Consider the following 1,938-nt stretch of genomic DNA (forward strand, 5'->3'; position numbering starts at 1 on the left):
AGTAGCCCCAGTAGCCCCAGTAGCCCCAGTAGCCCCAGTAGCCCCAGTAGCCCCAGTAGCCCCAGTAGCCCCAGTAGCCCCAGTAGCCCCAGTAGCCCCAGTAGCCCCAGTAGCTCCAGTAGCCCCAGTAGCTCCAGTAGTACCTGTTGCTCCAGTAGTACCTGTTGTTCCAGTAGTACCTGTTGCTCCAGTAGTACCTGTTGTTCCAGTAGCTCCAGTAGAGCCTGTTGTTCCCGTAGCGCCCGTTGCTCCGGTAGAGCCTGTTGCTCCAGTAGCTCCAGTAGAGCCAGTAGCTCCAGTAGCCCCGGTAGAACCTGTAACGCCAGTAGAGCCAGTAACACCAGTAGCTCCAGTGTCACCGGTAACGCCAGTAGCCCCAGTAGCCCCAGTAGAACCAGTCACACCAGTAGAGCCAGTAGCTCCACTAGAACCGGTAACTCCGGTAAAACCAGTAGCTCCAGTGTCACCAGTAACACCAGTAGATCCAGTAACCCCAGTAGAACCGGTAACTCCGGAAGAACCAGTAGCCCCAGTAGAGCCAGTAACGCCAGTAGAGCCAGTAGCTCCCGTAGCCCCGGAAGAACCAGTAGCTCCAGTAGAACCGGTAACTCCGGAAGAACCAGTAGCCCCAGTAGAGCCGGTAGCTCCAGTGTCACCAGTAACGCCAGTAGAGCCAGTAGTTCCTGTAGCCCCGGAAGAACCAGTAGCTCCAGTAGAACCGGTAACTCCGGTAGAACCAGTAGCTCCAGTGTTACCAGTAACGCCAGTAGAGCCAGTAACTCCCGTAGCCCCGGAAGAACCAGTAGCTCCGGAAGAACCAGTAGCTCCAGTAGCTCCAGTAGCTCCAGTAGCTCCAGTAGCTCCAGTAACGCCAGTAGAACCAGTAACTCCCGTAGCCCCAGTAGAGCCGGTAGTTCCAGTGTCACCAGTAACACCAGTAGCTCCAGTGTCACCGGTAACGCCAGTAGCCCCAGTAGCCCCAGTAGCCCCAGTAGAACCAGTAGAGCCAGTAGCTCCACTAGAACCGGTAACTCCGGTAAAACCAGTAGCTCCAGTGTCACCAGTAACGCCAGTAGAGCCAGTAGCTCCCGTAGCCCCGGAAGAACCAGTAGCTCCAGTAGAACCGGTAACTCCGGAAGAACCAGTAGCCCCAGTAGAGCCGGTAGCTCCAGTGTCACCAGTAACGCCAGTAGAGCCAGTAGTTCCCGTAGCCCCGGAAGAACCAGTAGAACCGGTAACTCCGGTAGAACCAGTAGCTCCAGTAGAACCGGTAACTCCGGTAGAACCAGTAGCTCCGGAAGAACCAGTAGCTCCAGTAGAACCGGTAACTCCGGAAGAACCAGTAGCTCCGGAAGAACCAGTAGCTCCAGTAGCTCCAGTGTCACCAGTAACGCCAGTAGAGCCAGTAACTCCAGTAGCCCCGGTAGAACCGGTAACTCCGAAAGAACCAGTAGCCCCAGTAGCCCCAGTAGAGCCGGTAGTTCCAGTGTCACCAGTAACGCCAGTAGAACCAGTAGCCCCAGTAGAGCCGGTAGCTCCAGTGTCACCGGTAACGCCAGTAGAACCAGTAGCCCCAGTAGAGCCGGTAGCTCCAGTGTCACCAGTAACGCCAGTAGAGCCAGTAGCTCCCGTAGCCCCGGTAGCCCCGGTAGCCCCGGTAGCCCCGGTAGCCCCGGTAGAACCGGTAGCCCCGGTAGCCCCGGTAGCCCCGGTAGAACCGGTAACTCCGGAAGAACCAGTAGCTCCAGTGTCACCAGTAACACCAGTAACACCAGGAGCCCCGGTAGAACCAGTAGAACCAGTCACACCAGTAGAGCCGGTAGCCCCAGTCGCACCAGCAGAGCCAGTAGCCCCAGTAGCCCCAGTAGCCCCAGTAGCCCCAGTAGCCCCAGTAGCCCCAGTAGCCCCAGTAGCCCCAGTAGCCCCAGTAGCCCCAGT

General features: G+C 57.8%; 1 protein-coding gene. It reads left to right on the forward strand.

Annotated features, from left to right (window positions below; translation table 11 throughout):
- Positions 1-1,938, forward strand: a 1,938-nt coding sequence (locus ACMZ42_RS26930) for a hypothetical protein (RefSeq protein WP_415733407.1), incomplete at both ends; no start/stop codon positions are given.

The organism is Lysinibacillus sp. NPDC056185, assembly GCF_047737915.1.
Lineage (GTDB): Bacteria > Bacillota > Bacilli > Bacillales_A > Planococcaceae > Lysinibacillus.